This is a genomic window from Vibrio sp. D54 (assembly GCF_021728075.1).
GTDB classification, from domain to species: Bacteria; Pseudomonadota; Gammaproteobacteria; order Enterobacterales; family Vibrionaceae; genus Vibrio; species Vibrio alginolyticus.
This window is the reverse complement of the sequence record NZ_JAKKCS010000013.1, coordinates 107,211-123,190: the sequence shown is the minus strand read 5'-3', so window position 1 is coordinate 123,190 and position 15,980 is coordinate 107,211. Positions and strand designations below refer to the sequence as shown.

Here is a 15,980-nt window from a genome sequence, read left to right as displayed (position 1 = left end):
AGTAGCTTACGCAGTCGGTGGAATAGGGGCTGGGAAATTTTGAGATACAAACCGTTTGCGCTCTATTTGGTGCTACAGTTTTGCGGTGAAACTCTATAATGTAGTAATCACGAATTCGTGGTTATGATGACCACTTAATCACAGAGTGAATACTACATACTCGATGGGCAAATGAATTGCCCTGCAATATCAAATCTCACAAGCGTTTTATTGTTTGATGTGATATTAAAGACACCGCAATCATAGATTGTTGTGCCATAGGCCAAACTGGTACTGTGCGGTGACAAGGATAGCAATTGGCATATGATAAATTTTCGCTGTATATGCCGAGTCTTCAGGGAACCAAGTCCGTTCATTAATAGACTGTTTAGCCATTTACTCACATTGTCTCGACTTGTTGATTATAGTTAAAGACGTGATGTAAGGCTGAGTAGTGAATTTTTTGAATATTGATCGGAGATAGAAATGAGCGATTTAAAAGCAGCAGCGCTACGTGCACTTAAACTTATGGACCTAACTACGTTGAATGACGATGACACTGATGCAAAAGTGATCTCACTATGTCATGACGCGAAAACAGCAGTAGGCAACACAGCTGCAATTTGTATTTACCCTCGCTTTATTCCTATTGCTAAGAAGACACTTCGTGAGCAAGGTACGCCAGAGGTTCGTATTGCAACAGTAACGAACTTCCCACATGGTAACGACGACATTGAAATCGCAGTTGCTGAAACAAAAGCGGCGGTTGCTTACGGTGCAGACGAAGTTGACGTAGTTTTCCCTTACCGCGCGCTAATGGCGGGTGATGAGAAAGTAGGCTTCGAACTAGTTAAGCAATGTAAAGAGGCTTGTGGTGATATTCTTCTTAAAGTGATCATCGAAACGGGTGAACTAAAAGAAGAAGCACTAATCAAGAAAGCATCTCAAATCTGTATTGAAGCAGGTGCTGACTTCATTAAAACTTCAACTGGTAAAGTGCCAGTAAACGCAACACCAGAATATGCACGCATGATGCTTGAAGTGATTCGCGACATGGGTGTTGCAGAAACTGTTGGTTTCAAGCCAGCAGGTGGTGTGCGCACTGCTGAAGACGCAGCTGCATACCTAGCAATGGCTGACGAAATCCTAGGTGACAACTGGGTTGATGCTCGTCACTACCGTTTTGGTGCGTCTAGCCTGCTAACCAACCTACTAAATACATTAGAAGTATCGGACGACGTCGCTGATCCAACAGCGTACTAATTCCAATAATACGTCTGAACGGTAGCACCTAAACGGGTGCTACCAAACCTCTTCTATCCTACTACAACCATGGCTCAAAAGAGCTTGGGAGGCACTAATGTATTTACCACAAGAAATCATTCGTAAAAAACGTGACGGCGAAGTCCTAACCGCCGACGAAATCAACTTCTTTATTCAAGGCGTAGCGAACAACACGGTATCTGAAGGTCAGATTGCGGCGTTTGCTATGACGATTTTCTTTAATGAAATGACCATGGATGAGCGCATCGCCTTAACGTGTGCAATGCGTGATTCGGGCATGGTTATCGACTGGAGCCACATGAACTTCGGTGGTCCAATTGTCGACAAACATTCAACCGGTGGTGTGGGTGACGTAACTTCTTTAATGCTTGGCCCAATGGTGGCAGCGTGTGGCGGTTTCGTACCTATGATCTCTGGCCGCGGTCTTGGTCATACAGGCGGTACGCTGGATAAACTTGAATCTATCCCTGGTTACAACATTACGCCGAGCAATGATGTTTTTGGTCAGGTAACCAAAGACGCTGGTGTGGCGATCATCGGTCAAACTGGTGACCTTGCTCCTGCGGATAAGCGTGTTTACGCGACTCGTGATATTACCGCAACGGTAGACAATATCTCCCTGATTACGGCGTCGATCCTTTCTAAGAAACTGGCGGCGGGTCTGGAATCGCTAGTGATGGACGTAAAAGTGGGTTCAGGTGCATTTATGCCAACTTACGAAGCGTCTGAAGAGCTAGCAAAATCAATCGTTGCGGTAGCAAACGGTGCTGGCACTAAGACTACGGCAATTCTTACGGACATGAATCAAGTATTGGCGTCTTCAGCGGGTAACGCAGTAGAAGTTCGTGAAGCGGTTCGTTTCTTAACAGGTGAATACCGTAACCCTCGTCTACTTGAAGTGACCATGGCTTCATGTGCTGAAATGTTAGTACTTGGCAAGCTTGCTGAGAACACAGAAGACGCACGCGCAAAACTGATGGAAGTGCTGGATAACGGCAAAGCGGCTGAGTGCTTCGGCAAGATGGTTGCCGGCTTAGGCGGCCCCGCGGACTTCGTAGAAAACTACGACAACTACCTAGAAAAAGCAGAAATCATCAAGCCAGTTTACGCAACAGAAACGGGCATTGTCTCTGCAATGGATACACGTGCTATCGGCATGGCTGTGGTTGCTATGGGTGGTGGTCGTCGTGTTGCTACTGATGAAATCGACTACGCAGTTGGTTTCGAGCAGTTCATCCGCCTAGGTGAGGTCGCAGACAGTGATAAACCTCTTGCGGTCATCCACGCTCGCACTGAAGAGCAATGGGAAGAAGCGGCAAAAGCACTGCGCAGTGCAATCAAAGTAGGTGGTGAATACACACCAACTCCAGAGGTTTACCGCCAAATTCGTGCAGAAGATATCTAATAGAACAAGTAATTACACAAGGCCTACTCAACCATAATAAAAAGCCGAGTGGGCCTAAGGAACGAGCAATGAAAAGAGCATTTATTTTAGTACTAGACTCATTCGGTATCGGTGCAACTGCCGACGCTAAAGAATTTGGTGATGTAGGTTCAGACACACTAGGTCACATCGCTGACCAATGTGAAAAAGGCTTAGCAGATAACGACAATCGCCAAGGTGCACTTCGCCTTCCAAATCTATCGAAACTTGGTTTGGCAATGGCGCATAAAGAATCGACAGGTCGCTTCGCACCTGGACTAGACGCAGACGCTGAAATCATTGGTGCATACGGTCATGCAGCAGAGCTTTCTTCAGGTAAAGACACGCCGTCTGGTCACTGGGAAATCGCAGGTGTTCCTGTTCTGTTTGACTGGGGTTACTTCACTGACAAAGCAAACAGCTTCCCGAAAGAATTGACTGACCGCATTCTTGAGCGTGCAGGTCTTGACGGTTTCCTAGGTAACTGTCACGCGTCTGGTACTCAAGTTCTTGACGATCTTGGTGAAGAGCACATGAAGACTGGCAAACCAATCTTCTACACGTCTGCTGACTCTGTATTCCAAATCGCATGTCACGAAGAGACTTTCGGTCTAGACCGTCTACTAGAGCTTTGCCAAATCGCACGTGAAGAGCTAGAAGATTACAACATTGGTCGTGTTATCGCGCGCCCATTCGTTGGTGCTGGTAAAGGTCAATTTGAGCGTACAGGTAACCGTCGTGATCTTTCTGTAGAGCCACCATCAGCAACGGTTCTTCAGAAGCTCGTTGATGAGAAGCAAGGCAACGTGGTTTCTATTGGTAAGATTGCTGATATCTACGCAAACTGCGGCATCACTAAGAAAGTGAAAGCGACAGGTATCCCTGCATTGTTCGAAGCAACGCTAGAGCAAATCAAAGAAGCGGGCGACAACACGATCGTATTCACTAACTTTGTAGACTTCGACTCAGCTTACGGTCACCGTCGTGACGTAGCGGGTTACGCAGCGGCACTTGAGTACTTCGATGGTCGCATCAATGAAGTGCTAGAGATTATGGAAGAAGACGATGTGCTTATCCTAACGGCAGACCACGGCTGTGACCCAACATGGCCAGGTACTGACCATACTCGTGAGCACATCCCAGTATTGGTTTATGGTCAAAAAGTACCAGCTGGTTCTCTTGGCCGCCGCGAAACATTCGCAGATATCGGTCAAACATTGGCAAGTTACTTCGGTACTTCTCCAATGGATTACGGTAAGAACTTCCTATAATTAGTTAGGTTTTTGAAAACTAGGAGCTTGATTGCTCCTAGTTTTATGTTTGCAGTATGTAAATGCTGCTTGTCGGAAATGAGAATACTCTGGCTTATATCGCCTTAAGCGCGGAGCGCTAGAGAAAGGTTAAGGAAAAGAAAATGGCAACTCCACATATCAATGCTGAAATGGGTGCATTTGCAGACGTCGTACTGATGCCTGGTGATCCACTACGTGCAAAATACATCGCAGAGACTTTCCTTGAAGATGTCGTTCAAGTGTGTGACGTTCGTAATATGTTTGGTTACACAGGCACATACAAAGGCCGTAAGATCTCGGTAATGGGCCACGGTATGGGTATCCCATCATGCTCGATTTACGCGACTGAACTAATCAAAGACTTCGGCGTGAAGAAAATCATCCGTGTTGGCAGCTGTGGCGCAGTGAATGAAGACATCAAAGTGCGTGATGTTGTGATCGGCATGGGTGCATGTACTGACTCTAAAGTGAACCGTATCCGCTTTAAAGGTCATGACTTCGCGGCAATCGCAGACTACAACATGGTTCGTGCGGCAGAAGACGCTGCAAAAGCTCGCGGTATTGACGTTAAAGTTGGTAACCTATTCTCAGCAGAGCTTTTCTACACGCCAGATCCAGAAATGTTCGATGTAATGGACAAGTACGGCATTGTTGGTGTTGAAATGGAAGCGGCTGGTATTTACGGTGTTGCGGCAGAATACGGTGCAAAAGCTCTGACAATCTGTACGGTTTCTGATCATATCAAGACTGGCGAACAGACTACATCTGACGAGCGTCAAACGACATTCAACGACATGATGCTAATCGCACTAGATTCAGTATTGCTTGGTGACGAAGAGTAAGCGACGAAGAGTCATTCTATTTTTCGCTCTCAAGAGCTAAAAAAAACAGCCCGCACATTGCGGGCTGTTTTTATATGAGTTATTAGCGCTACCTAGTTACTTGGTTAGCAGCAGGTTTGGCGCTTTTTTACGACGTATCGGTTGTCGACGTAAAATCAAGATGAACAACATACCACAGACAAAGCTCATTAAGACCATCATGTACATATAACGATCGCTCTTGCGATAGTGGTGGTCAGAAATAGCCGTCACCCGGCCCGTCTCAAAGGTCACGCGAACAAAACCGATAAGCGCACCATCTGCAAAAACTGGTTCAACCAACTGCTGGCGACCAATGGAAGCTGTTGCCAAAGGCGTATCCAGGCCAAGAACTTCGCGTACCGATAATGCCTCTTCACTAGACGCTAAACGTACACCCTGTGCATCGTAGATTGTTGCATCAAACACTAAACGGTCTTGTGCTAGCTGGTTTGTTAGCTGAAGTAATCGTTCTTGATCTTTAGTTAAAATCATCTCACTGGCAGAAAGAGACGCCTGTGAAATCAAAACTTTGGTGAGCGTTTCAAGCTGTTGTGCTTGAATTTTCTCATTACCCTTACTGATCACAACACTGTTTTTTATTGTGATAAACAACATCACACACAGTAGGATTAGTGCCAGAATTCTTAGGGCATTCCTTACTGAGAACAAAGATTCACTCATGCTCTTTACTCATCCATTTAAAATAAAACAAAGACTTGCCTTTTTAGTTTGTTGAGGTAACGTTTTAGCAAAGTCATAAGGGATTATATACATGGACGCGTCAAAAAGCTTGCCTATCAGAAAACATACGACACTTTTAAAACGATTACCCGAGACTCGATTTGCCTCCCAATTAGATAAAGCAAAAGCAAACTGGATCGTATTTGCTGAGTACCTTTCGCCAAGTCACTTCGAAGACATTGATTTCTTCACCGGCTTTTACAACCCGATACTAGAAACGTGGAAAGTTGGCCAATATGAAGTAGCCCTGATGGCCGGAGAGTTGACTCCTCAACATGAAACGATCTTACAAAGTCTCAACCTAGATTACGCTTCGCTTAATGAAGTGCCCGATCTATCAACCCAAGGGTTGATTGTATTTGATATGGATTCAACGGCGATCCAGATAGAGTGTATTGATGAAATCGCGAAACTGGCAGGAGTAGGGGATGAGGTCGCTGAAGTCACTGAACGTGCCATGCAAGGTGAGCTGGATTTTGAGCAAAGTTTACGTCAGCGAGTTGGTAAGCTCAAAGGTGCCGATGAATCAATTCTTGAACAAGTTCGTTCCCAGTTACCATTCATGCCGGACTTTGAAGCGCTAATTGCGACGTTGAAAGCCTTGGGCTGGAAAACAGCGATTGCCTCCGGTGGTTTTACTTACTTCTCTGATTACATCAAAGATAAAGTCGACCTAGATTTTGCTCGTTCCAATCAATTAGAAATTATTGACGGCAAACTCACGGGTAACGTACTTGGCGATGTGGTAACGGCGCAGATGAAGTCTGACATTCTAGTGGAATTGGCGGATGAATATGAAATTGAGCAGCACAACACGGTCGCTGTCGGTGATGGCGCTAATGATCTTGTGATGATGTCGGTGGCGGGCTTAGGGATTGCTTATCACGCAAAACCAAAAGTGGAAGCTCAAGCGCAATCTGCGATTCGCTTTGCAGGGTTGGGCGGTGTGCTCTGTATTTTATCTGGCGCATTGGTGAAGCAGCAAAAGGTCAGCTGGAAAGCTAAACCTTAACCATCCATTCAAAAACACCGCCAGAAAGGCGGTGTTTTTTTTCAATTTGGTATGACTTTGAATTTACTCGGTTAACTCCAATCTAATTACTACCTCTTCAGTAATGTCTTCAAATTCACTGTAACCAACGAGCGCCGTCAACTCTTTTTCTAACTTGCTTGCTTGATGTACACCAAATTGGGTTAAGTCACTTAAATCTTGTTGCAGTAATGATGTCATCGGATCGAAAATTGGCGCAGTAGAAAGGCGAATCACGTAAAAGTCACCCATCATTCGCGCTTTCTTTATAAATTGAATCCGCTCTTTTACGCTGTTGAACTCTTGATGAAGCTTTGACTCAATGCCTGTAATTTTATTGCCTACTTTTGCGGCGCTTATGTAGATATCCTGATGTCTGGCTTGAGCACCTTCTACACGTTTTATTGGCTCTGCGATTAATGTGCTTGTCCGGCCTTTAAAGATAGGTTCAAGTGACAACAGTTGGTCATGCCCAAGGCGGGCAAAAAGCTCAATGTGTTTAGGTAGCGGCAAGTTCACCCCGATAACGGGGGTTTTTATTGAAGATGACGTACTCTTACTGATAAAAATGGGCGTGCTCAGCGTACGCGAGAGCAACATGCAGTGCAGCCTTTCAAGTAGAGCATTACTTGGTAGCGTCTCTTTTTGCGGGATTAGCTTGTCTTGATTGTGCTCGATAATGCTGTTGAAAAAAGCGATTACCTTCATGGTTTGGCTGCTTTCATCAATAACTAGCTGCACGCTACAACCATCTGGGCTTACACGAATTACTCGATATGGCACCGACATTAACGGCAATTTTTTATCGTAGAGTTGTAATTCTCGAAAGTTGATTCTTACCTCTTGCCCAGAACGTAACATCGTGGGCTCACTTAGCCTAATTCCGAGTCCTCGTTTGGAAAGGTCAACAGTACAGCCGCCTGTTTTAGTTTGTCCTGAGTACAACTCTAAAGGTGTTTTAAAACGATAACGAGGCTCTTTACGACGAGACTTTGCATCAAAATAAATGCCCTTTGGATTGCCGATAACTCTTCTCGGATGACGAAACGCGTTTAACGTATTAGCGGGTAAGCGCGGCTTTTCAGTTAGCAGGTAATCCTGCCCTGATTTTTCGTCAGCAATTTCTTGCAAAATACCAATATGAGTCAGTGATTGAGACGTTTCTGCCAACTCTGGAGAGAAAGCTGCTAGGTCTTCCTGCTCTTGCTCTGATAGTTCAAAGATTGAAATTCTAAAGGCGCGCCAACTCTCTCGTTTGCCACCTAAATGCCAAAATAGCTGGCGCTGTTCGCGAGTTGCTTCTGGGCGAAACATCGAATAGAAATAGGTTCGATTCTCGTGCTCGTGAGTAAATGAATAAAGGACATTGGTTGTTCCTTTAACACCAGGCTTAATGAGTGACGCGATGCGTTGCTCGTTGAATAAGGAACCAAACATTTGCTGGTTTCTCTCATCGTGCCAGTATTGCCAAAGCTTTTGATTGTTTGGCGTTAACATTGCTAATTTTAGGTCACTACCATCAAAGAATAGAGGCAAGCTGCTGGTGTGCTTTAGTGCGATATGCTCATAACCGCGAGTTCGAGCTCGAATAATCTTGTCTTGATTGTCGTGACGAGCCCTTTTAGCAGCACTGTTGAGCGCTTCATCTATCACTCTGGTGACGACATTGGTATCAGTTAAGCGTATGGTTCTGAGGTATCGAACTGAATCATTTTCGTAACAGTCATCAACCGCGAGTATGCGGTATGCAAGCGGTTTCTCTATACCTGCAACGTTAGATTTGCTGGCAAATTCAGTAAACGTGACCTGAATAATTTCCCCAAGGTTATATTTAAATGCGCTAGGGACTTTAAACTTTGCGCCAGAGCTAGATAAATCAATGCTTAATCCATGAAGAAGCTGTCCTTTAGAACGGCAAATTTCAACTTGAGATTGGACTTTCAAGCGTTTTTCTTGGCGCTTTAAATCGTAGCCTAGGTGAACGGGTTCTGCTAAGAACGGGCTTTTAGGATCCGTTAACGATTGCGTTTTTTGCTGAGTAAGGCGCTTGCTCATTACGCGAAAGTTATTTCGCGTGTTGACCAATGCTTCCCACATTCCTTCCGTGTAGCAGCCAAACTTTTTGATGTTTTTATGGTAAGCGTTGAAAGCAACGTCATCCAACCAATGTGGAATACCATCCAAAATATACTCGCGACATTCGCCTTGAACGCGACCTCGCAAATCAATGCTTTTTTTGCATGGAGCCATTAAGCGGTTAAGTTCCATTTTAACCAAAATTTTGGCCGAAGGCGGCTCTTCCTCGGTCAGTTGGCCAAGGACAAAGTCAAAGTCATTCGTACCGTAAACGGGAATGAGTCGTTCTGCGAGCGAGAGAATTTCAGATTGCTGCATTATTTCTGTTAGAGTATGTCGTTACTTTAAATTGTATCGGCTAAGCGAAGTAATACTTAAGTATATCAATAGTTCATTTCAGTTCAGGTCTGACTTGGCTGTGCTTAGTCACATTTGTAGAAAAAATTGAGGCATCATGGCGAAAGCAAAACGAGCGTATGTTTGTAATGATTGTGGCGCGGACTTTCCCCGTTGGCAGGGGCAGTGTAACGCATGTGGTGCATGGAATACGATAACAGAAGTACGTATCGCTGCATCGCCAACCGTTGCTCGCAATGAACGCTTAAGCGGCTACGCTGGTTCCGCAACAGAAGCTACGGTTCAAACGCTATCCGAAATTGATCTGCAAGAAGTACCTCGCTTCACCAGTGGGTTTAAAGAGCTTGACCGCGTATTGGGTGGTGGTGTTGTGCCAGGTGCCGCAATTTTGATTGGTGGTAACCCTGGTGCAGGTAAATCAACCCTTCTGTTGCAAACCATGTGTAGTTTATCTGCGCAAATGCCAACGCTTTACGTAACCGGTGAAGAGTCATTACAGCAGGTGGCAATGCGTGCTTCCCGATTGGGCTTGCCGAAAGATCATTTAAAAATGCTATCGGAAACGAACGTCGACAAAATTTGCCAAATCGCCGAAAAAGAGCAGCCTCGTATAATGGTAATAGACTCGATTCAGGTGATGCACGTTTCTGATGTTCAATCGTCGCCTGGCAGTGTTGCTCAGGTACGTGAATCTGCGACGGCTCTGACACGATACGCAAAACAGAATAATGTTGCGGTATTTATTGTTGGTCACGTAACAAAAGATGGTACCCTTGCGGGCCCCAAAGTTCTTGAACACATTATCGACTGTTCGGTACTACTCGATGGTGGAACGGATAGCCGATTCCGCACTTTGCGTAGTCATAAAAACCGTTTTGGTGCTGTGAATGAGCTTGGTGTATTTGCAATGACAGGCCAAGGATTGAAGGAAGTGAGTAACCCATCAGCGATCTTCCTTTCTCGTGGTGAAGAAGAAACATCAGGCTCTTCAGTCATGGTGGTTTGGGAAGGCACGCGCCCTCTACTAGTAGAGATTCAAGCGCTGGTGGATTACTCGCAGTTAGCCAACCCTCGTCGTGTTGCGGTCGGCTTGGAGCAGAACCGCCTATCACTTTTGCTCGCTGTGTTGCATAAGCATGGTGGCTTACAAATGGCAGACCAAGATGTCTTTGTTAATGTGGTTGGCGGTGTTAAGGTGACGGAGACGAGCGCTGATCTTGCTTTAGTTATGGCGCTTTTATCGAGTTTTCGTGACCGTCCACTCCCTAAAGATGTGGTGATTTTTGGTGAGGTAGGGCTTGCGGGCGAAATCCGTCCAGTGCCAAGTGGGCAAGAGCGTTTGAATGAAGCGTTCAAACATGGTTTCAAGAAAGCCATCGTGCCAGCAGCCAACATGCCGAAAGGTGGCATCCCTGGCATGCAAATTCACGGCGTTAAGAAATTGTCGGAAGCTATAGAGGCTTTTGACGAGCTGTAATGCTCATAAGAATGGTATTTGTGCAATCACAAACTGTTCTATTCGTCCTCAATAAAATGCGAATAAAGTACATAAATTGCTGTGTTTGACTATGCTTTGGGGACGGAAATTTCACGTTAAAATTTTTTTTCTTCCATCCGCACGCAAGGGTATCAGTATTGACAGAATGTGATATACTCTGCGCGCACTTTATACCTTATTAACAGAGTAAGACAATGACTGATTTATCAAAATACAGAAACATTGGTATTTTTGCTCACGTAGACGCGGGTAAAACTACCTCTACAGAGCGTATCCTAAAGCTAACTGGTAAGATCCATAAGATCGGTGACACTCACGACGGTTCAACTACTACTGACTTCATGGAGCAGGAAGCTGAGCGTGGTATCACAATCCAGTCTGCAGCAACAACTTGTTTCTGGAACGATCACCGTCTAAACATCATCGATACTCCTGGACACGTTGACTTCACTATCGAAGTTTACCGTTCTCTAAAAGTACTTGACGGTGGTATCGGTGTATTCTGTGGTTCTGGTGGTGTTGAGCCTCAGTCAGAAACTAACTGGCGTTACGCTGACGAATCACACGTATCACGTCTGATCTTCGTTAACAAACTAGACCGTATGGGCGCAGATTTCTACAAAGTTGTAGATCAAGTACAGAACGTACTAGGTGCTACACCTCTAGTTATGACTCTACCTATCGGTATCGAAGAAGATTTCGTAGGTGTTGTAGACGTACTAAGCCAACAAGCTTACGTATGGGATGAGTCTGGCCAACCAGAGAACTACGAAGTTCAAGATATTCCAGCAGACATGGTAGAAAAAGCTGCTGAATACCGTGAAATGCTAATCGAAACTGCTCTAGAGCAAGACGAAGATCTAATGATGGCTTACCTAGAAGAAGGCGAAGAGCCATCTCTAGAAGACATCAAACGTTGTATCCGTAAAGGTACTCGTGATCTAGCATTCTTCCCAACTTACTGTGGTTCAGCGTACAAGAACAAAGGTATCCAACTTATTCTTGACGCGGTAATTGATTACCTACCATCTCCAACAGAAGTTGATCCACAGCCTCTAACTGATTCAGAGACTGGTGAGCCAACTGGTGAAGTTGCGACTGTATCTGCAGACGAGCCACTACGTGCTCTTGCATTTAAGATCATGGATGACCGCTTCGGTGCTCTAACCTTTATCCGCATCTACTCTGGTAAGATGAAGAAAGGTGACACAATCCTTAACTCTGCAACTGGTAAAACAGAGCGTATCGGCCGTATGGTTGAGATGCACGCGGACGAGCGTAACGAGATCGATTCAGCACAAGCTGGTGACATCATCGCTGTAGTTGGTATGAAGAACGTTCAAACTGGTCACACTCTATGTGATCCTAAGCACGAATGTACTCTTGAGCCAATGATCTTCCCAGATCCAGTAATCTCTATCGCAGTTAAGCCTAAAGATAAAGGCGGTTCTGAGAAGATGGGTATCGCGATCGGTAAAATGGTTGCAGAAGATCCATCATTCCAAGTTGAGACTGATGAAGATTCAGGCGAAACTATCCTGAAAGGTATGGGTGAGCTTCACCTAGACATCAAGGTAGATATCCTTAAGCGTACTTACGGCGTTGAGCTAGAAGTTGGTGCTCCACAGGTTGCTTACCGTGAAACTATCACTCAAGCAATCGAAGATAGCTACACGCACAAGAAACAGTCTGGTGGTTCTGGTCAGTTCGGTAAGATCGATTACCGCATCAAACCAGGTGAGCCAAACTCTGGCTTCACGTTCAAATCAACAGTTGTTGGTGGTAACGTACCTAAAGAATTCTGGCCTGCAGTTGAGAAAGGCTTTGCGTCAATGATGGAGCACGGTGTTCTAGCTGGCTTCCCTACTCTAGACGTTGAAGTTGAACTATTCGACGGTGGTTTCCACGCAGTTGACTCTTCAGCTATCGCTTACGAAATCGCAGCGAAAGGTGCATTCCGTCAGTCTATGCCTAAAGCTGGCGCGCAACTTCTTGAGCCAATCATGAAAGTTGACGTGTTCACTCCAGAAGATCACGTTGGTGACGTAATCGGTGACCTTAACCGTCGTCGTGGTATGATCAAAGACCAACAAGCAGCGTCTACAGGCGTACGTATCAAGGGTGATGTACCTCTATCAGAAATGTTTGGTTACATCGGTACTCTACGTACTATGACTTCTGGTCGTGGTCAGTTCTCTATGGAGTTCTCACACTACGCACCATGTCCAACAAACGTTGCAGAGCAAGTAATTGCTGACGTTAAAGAGCGTAACGCTAAGAAGTAATTCTTAAGTTAACTCTATAACTTGAAAGCCCCGCTTAGTGCGGGGCTTTTTGTATCTAGCAGTCTTATACGCAGAGCGTTTTTGTTTTATTCCTATTTAGCGTTTGTTTTGACGATTGTTATGATGCCGTTCTAGTGCTGTTGCCTTTTAGGTCAATGGTCCTAAAGTCTGGCACCACTGACTTTTCAAATATTTCTATTTCTTCCTTCAACCATTGCGCAAACAATTGAGCTTTAGGTCTTTTTAAGTAGCCTTTTGGCGCGCACAAGTAATACGCAAAATTGGGCTTGATGGCGATATCTCCAATTCGGACCAATTTGCCAGAACGAAAATATTGATGGGCTAAACTGTGTTTTACTAATGCCACGCCTTGAAGTGATAGTGCAGCCTCAAGTACGAGATGTGATCCACTGTATTTTAAGGTAGGCTTTGCTGCGCAGTGACCCAAGGTTGCTAACCACATATTCCAATCAAGATCAGGCCAAACATCTTCAATCAGCTCAGCTTTGCTTAAATCCTCGATGTTATAGATCCCGTGCTCTTTCTGGTACACCGGATGACAAGCAGGATAAAAAGCTTCGTCCATCAGCCATTGTGATTCTAAATTGGGATATTTTCCTAAACCGTAACGAACACATAAATCTATCTGACTATCTTGAAAAGACACCAAATCATTGGTTGGTTCTAATAGCAAGGCGATATCAGGGTGACGCTGGCGAAAAGCCGTAATTTTCGGGACTAACCAATGATGAGCGAAAGAGGGGAGTGTTGATATCGAAAGGTGGTTCGGGTTTGGATCTTGATTGACTAATCTAACCCCTTGTTGCAAATGAGCAAACCCTCTTTCTGCCTGACTAAACAGTAGCTCTCCCTCTGGTGTGAGCACGATTTTTCTGTGCTGACGAACAAATAGGTCCGTGCCTAAGAACTCTTCTAAATGACGAATTTGCTGACTAATGGCCGCTGGCGTAACAAACAGTTCTTTTGCTGCCGTTTTAAAGCTTCCTTCCTTTGCTGCAACGAAAAAGTAATACAAGCCCTGTAAGGGAGGCATTCGATCTTTCACATTAGTTTTCCTTAACTCTATGGCAGATTCTATCGTTTGAGGATATCAGCGTAGTCGCTGATTATTAAGTGGTCAACATTGTATAGGAATCTTTGAAATGGAAAACATGACACACACTTGTGAACGTACTATACCTACTGCCCATCAGAGCGGGTTACAGTTAATTTATTCTAAACTGGCGGCTTGGAGAAGGAACTATAAGACACGTCGTCACTTGAGAGAGTTACCAAAGCACCTTTGGGACGATATTGGATTAGGTGAAAGGGAGATTAGTTGTGAAGTGAGTAAGCCATTCTGGAGAGAGTAGTTTATGAGTTTGATTCAAGCTCAAAGTTAAGTTGCACTCCCCAATGGTGTTAAGGAGTGCAAGCAAAATTACAAGTCTTCTTCCCACACGACCAATTCATCTTTTGGCCAATTGTGGCCTATCTCATGATACTTTTGTTCGAGCACATGACGTTTAATTTTAAGCGTTGGCGTCAGTACGCCATTTTCTATACTCCAAGGTTCTTTAATCATTAACACACCTTTGATTTGCTCATGAGAGGCGAGTTCTTGATTCATCCTGGCAATAACTTTACGTGTGGTACGTGCGTATCGCTCTCGATCAAAGTTAGGGAAGTCATGTGGCACAACCAAAAGAATCGGAGCGGGTAGCCCTAAACCGATGAGACACATCATCTCTACGCGACTGTACTCGAAAAGCTTTTTCTCGATAGGAACCGGAGAGACAAATTTACCTTTGGCGGTTTTGAAGTTATCTTTTTTACGGCCTTGAATCGTTAGATAACCATCTGAGTCGATAGCGCCGATATCGCCTGTGTGTAGCCAGCCCTCTGAATCAAAAGACTCTTGGGTGGCAATGTCATTTTTGTAGTAGCCAGAAAATAGCCCTTTGCCACGCACCATGATTTCATCATCAGCTGCGATTTTTAACTCAATGCCTGGCCCTGCATTACCGACACTACCAATTTTGTCAGCTCTAAATGGGTAGTTGAGCGTGCTGTAGGCAAATGATTCCGTCATCCCCCAAGCCTCTGTGATATCAAGGCCCACTGAGTGGTACCATTCCAACAGCGCTGGCGAGACAGGTGCAGAGCCACAGCCCAATACTCGAGCCTGATCTAAACCTAGACCATCTGCTAGCTTTTTCTTGATCAAAGAATTGACGAATGGGATTTTCAACAGAATATTGAGCTTCTTCTGTGGAAGTTTGTCTTGAATACGTTGCTGGAATAGCGTCCATAATCGTGGGACGGAGATAAACAGAGTTGGTCGGTGCATCTTCACATCTTCGATAAAAGTGTCCAGTGACTCTGGAAATGCTGTTGGTACGCCACCCATAATCGATGAACCGAAGATATAAACACGCTCTGTAATATGAGCGAGCGGTAAATAAGAGAACAATCGGTCGTTTTCTTGGATACCAATATGATTGATCAGTTGCTGAACAGACCAACTGAATGCGCCGTAAGTTAGCATCGCGCCTTTCGGTAACCCTGATGTGCCTGAGGTATACACCAACGACATTAGCTTGTCATCGTAATGCTGCGGACGCTCTTCACTTGGCACTGCATCAGCAATGATCGCTTGGTATTCGTGCTTACACTTAGGTGCCGTGTCATAAGGTAGAGCGATGCTAATGAGTTCAGGCATAGCATCAATGACTTGCTGAGTTGCTTTGGGATCATCGAGTTTTCCGCCAATGATCGCTTTACTTTCACTATGAGTCACACAGTATTCGATGGTATCTGCACCGGCGGTAGGAAAGATTGGCACACTGACATAGTCACCAAGCATCATAGCAAGATCGCAAATAAACCATTCTGCACAGTTTTTAGATACTAACGCGACTTTGTCGCCAGGCTTTACACCAAGCGAGCGTAGTGCGCTGACAAGTTTTAAGGCTTGATCTGCAACATCAGAGAATGTGTACTCAACAAACTGTCGGTTAATAATTTGTTTTAGGTAGACCTCATTTGGACGCTCTTGAGCCCATTTGAGGATCATTTCATTTGGTGGTGGGAGAGCGCAACCAGCAGCGCTATTTAGATTCGGCTGATTCATTTTAAGTGACTCCATGTCT

At 45.0% G+C, this 15,980-nt stretch carries 13 protein-coding genes; 8 read left to right on the top strand and 5 right to left on the bottom strand.

Features of this window, described 5'->3' with window-relative positions:
- Window positions 1-240 precede the first annotated feature (240 nt).
- Window positions 241-375, bottom strand: a complete 135-nt coding sequence (locus L3V37_RS24200; RefSeq protein ID WP_005391675.1) for a hypothetical protein — start codon at window positions 373-375, stop codon at window positions 241-243.
- A gap of 90 nt (window positions 376-465) precedes the next feature.
- On the opposite strand from L3V37_RS24200, the gene deoC reads away from it, so the two are divergent.
- The 4 genes from deoC to deoD all read left to right on the top strand — a co-directional run bounded on the left by deoC (window position 466) and on the right by deoD (window position 4,820).
- The gene (deoC, locus tag L3V37_RS16920; protein ID WP_005380133.1) at window positions 466-1,242 is read left to right on the top strand and encodes a deoxyribose-phosphate aldolase; all 777 of its coding nucleotides are present in this window, start codon (window positions 466-468) and stop codon (window positions 1,240-1,242) included.
- Between the two features lie 97 nt (window positions 1,243-1,339).
- On the top strand, window positions 1,340-2,668 hold the full coding sequence (deoA, locus tag L3V37_RS16915) for a thymidine phosphorylase (RefSeq protein ID WP_237306644.1): 1,329 nt from the start codon (window positions 1,340-1,342) through the stop codon (window positions 2,666-2,668).
- A gap of 68 nt (window positions 2,669-2,736) precedes the next feature.
- Entirely contained in the window at window positions 2,737-3,957 is a 1,221-nt protein-coding gene (locus L3V37_RS16910; RefSeq protein ID WP_017820430.1) for a phosphopentomutase, read from the top strand.
- A 143-nt stretch (window positions 3,958-4,100) separates the two neighbouring features.
- Entirely contained in the window at window positions 4,101-4,820 is a 720-nt protein-coding gene (gene deoD / locus L3V37_RS16905; protein WP_005380140.1) for a purine-nucleoside phosphorylase, read from the top strand.
- Window positions 4,821-4,916: 96 nt separating this feature from the next.
- Here deoD and L3V37_RS16900 read toward each other — a convergent pair whose 3' ends face one another.
- Window positions 4,917-5,522: a YtjB family periplasmic protein gene (locus L3V37_RS16900; protein WP_005391677.1), complete on the bottom strand. Its 606-nt coding sequence runs from the start codon at window positions 5,520-5,522 to the stop codon at window positions 4,917-4,919.
- Window positions 5,523-5,613: 91 nt separating this feature from the next.
- Between L3V37_RS16900 and serB the strand changes: the two genes are divergently transcribed.
- A complete protein-coding gene (gene serB, locus L3V37_RS16895) occupies window positions 5,614-6,594 on the top strand; it encodes a phosphoserine phosphatase (protein WP_005386439.1) in 981 nt (326 codons plus the stop codon).
- Window positions 6,595-6,657: 63 nt separating this feature from the next.
- On the opposite strand, the gene L3V37_RS16890 is transcribed toward serB, so the two are convergent.
- Window positions 6,658-9,006 (bottom strand): PilZ domain-containing protein, encoded by a 2,349-nt coding sequence (locus L3V37_RS16890; protein WP_005380143.1) that lies wholly within the window; start codon window positions 9,004-9,006, stop codon window positions 6,658-6,660.
- A gap of 136 nt (window positions 9,007-9,142) precedes the next feature.
- Between L3V37_RS16890 and radA the strand changes: the two genes are divergently transcribed.
- Window positions 9,143-10,522, top strand: a complete 1,380-nt coding sequence (radA, locus tag L3V37_RS16885) for a DNA repair protein RadA (RefSeq protein WP_005386443.1) — start codon at window positions 9,143-9,145, stop codon at window positions 10,520-10,522.
- A 215-nt stretch (window positions 10,523-10,737) separates the two neighbouring features.
- Window positions 10,738-12,828, top strand: a complete 2,091-nt coding sequence (fusA, locus tag L3V37_RS16880) for an elongation factor G (protein ID WP_005386444.1) — start codon at window positions 10,738-10,740, stop codon at window positions 12,826-12,828.
- 118 nt (window positions 12,829-12,946) lie between these two features.
- Here fusA and L3V37_RS16875 read toward each other — a convergent pair whose 3' ends face one another.
- On the bottom strand, window positions 12,947-13,894 hold the full coding sequence (locus L3V37_RS16875) for a LysR substrate-binding domain-containing protein (protein ID WP_130545035.1): 948 nt from the start codon (window positions 13,892-13,894) through the stop codon (window positions 12,947-12,949).
- Window positions 13,895-13,991: 97 nt separating this feature from the next.
- Between L3V37_RS16875 and L3V37_RS16870 the strand changes: the two genes are divergently transcribed.
- Window positions 13,992-14,201 (top strand): DUF1127 domain-containing protein, encoded by a 210-nt coding sequence (locus L3V37_RS16870; RefSeq protein ID WP_005380156.1) that lies wholly within the window; start codon window positions 13,992-13,994, stop codon window positions 14,199-14,201.
- Window positions 14,202-14,269: 68 nt separating this feature from the next.
- On the opposite strand, the gene L3V37_RS16865 is transcribed toward L3V37_RS16870, so the two are convergent.
- Window positions 14,270-15,961: an AMP-binding protein gene (locus L3V37_RS16865; protein WP_237306643.1), complete on the bottom strand. Its 1,692-nt coding sequence runs from the start codon at window positions 15,959-15,961 to the stop codon at window positions 14,270-14,272.
- Between the last annotated feature and the right edge of the window lie 19 nt (window positions 15,962-15,980).

What these genes read in the sequence shown, in the direction of transcription:
- L3V37_RS16910 (WP_017820430.1), top strand. Translation starts at nt 2,737, where the DNA reads ATGAAAAGAGCATTTATTTTAGTACTAGACTCATTCGGTATCGGTGCA.
- deoC (WP_005380133.1), top strand. Translation starts at nt 466, where the DNA reads ATGAGCGATTTAAAAGCAGCAGCGCTACGTGCACTTAAACTTATGGAC.
- L3V37_RS16870 (WP_005380156.1), top strand. Translation starts at nt 13,992, where the DNA reads ATGGAAAACATGACACACACTTGTGAACGTACTATACCTACTGCCCAT.
- L3V37_RS16865 (WP_237306643.1), bottom strand. Translation starts at nt 15,961, where the DNA reads ATGAATCAGCCGAATCTAAATAGCGCTGCTGGTTGCGCTCTCCCACCA.
- deoD (WP_005380140.1), top strand. Translation starts at nt 4,101, where the DNA reads ATGGCAACTCCACATATCAATGCTGAAATGGGTGCATTTGCAGACGTC.
- fusA (WP_005386444.1), top strand. Translation starts at nt 10,738, where the DNA reads ATGACTGATTTATCAAAATACAGAAACATTGGTATTTTTGCTCACGTA.
- L3V37_RS16900 (WP_005391677.1), bottom strand. Translation starts at nt 5,522, where the DNA reads ATGAGTGAATCTTTGTTCTCAGTAAGGAATGCCCTAAGAATTCTGGCA.
- deoA (WP_237306644.1), top strand. Translation starts at nt 1,340, where the DNA reads ATGTATTTACCACAAGAAATCATTCGTAAAAAACGTGACGGCGAAGTC.
- L3V37_RS24200 (WP_005391675.1), bottom strand. Translation starts at nt 375, where the DNA reads ATGGCTAAACAGTCTATTAATGAACGGACTTGGTTCCCTGAAGACTCG.
- L3V37_RS16890 (WP_005380143.1), bottom strand. Translation starts at nt 9,006, where the DNA reads ATGCAGCAATCTGAAATTCTCTCGCTCGCAGAACGACTCATTCCCGTT.
- serB (WP_005386439.1), top strand. Translation starts at nt 5,614, where the DNA reads ATGGACGCGTCAAAAAGCTTGCCTATCAGAAAACATACGACACTTTTA.
- radA (WP_005386443.1), top strand. Translation starts at nt 9,143, where the DNA reads ATGGCGAAAGCAAAACGAGCGTATGTTTGTAATGATTGTGGCGCGGAC.